Annotated in this window: 1 protein-coding gene; it reads left to right on the forward strand. The window is 67.6% G+C overall.

The window, feature by feature from the left end:
* A partial coding sequence (locus EN862_RS35785) for a DUF3775 domain-containing protein (protein WP_135913351.1) occupies nt 1-275 on the forward strand: 275 nt, incomplete at its 5' end.
* Nucleotides 276-287 lie beyond the last annotated feature (12 nt).

Genomic DNA, 287 nt, shown 5'->3' on the forward strand with positions numbered 1-287 from the left:
GCGACAGCCACCATCATGACGGTCTCGTCGAGGAGAGCTCGGAAAACCTGACCGAGGAGGAGCTGCGCGAGCTGATCGACGACCTCAATGTCGACGAAGCGGCCGAGCTGATCGCCCTCGCCTGGGTCGGCCGCGGCGACTATGACGCCGCCGAATGGGCCGACGCGCTGGCCGCCGCGCGCGAGCGCGCCAACAAGCGCACGGCCAAATATCTGCTCGGCATGCCGCTGCTCGCCGACTGGCTGGAGGAAGGGCTGGAAGCGATCGGCGCGTAACGCGTTGGTAAC

It is taken from the genome of Mesorhizobium sp. M2E.F.Ca.ET.219.01.1.1, assembly GCF_004016445.2.
In the GTDB taxonomy this organism is placed as follows: Bacteria; Pseudomonadota; Alphaproteobacteria; order Rhizobiales; family Rhizobiaceae; genus Mesorhizobium.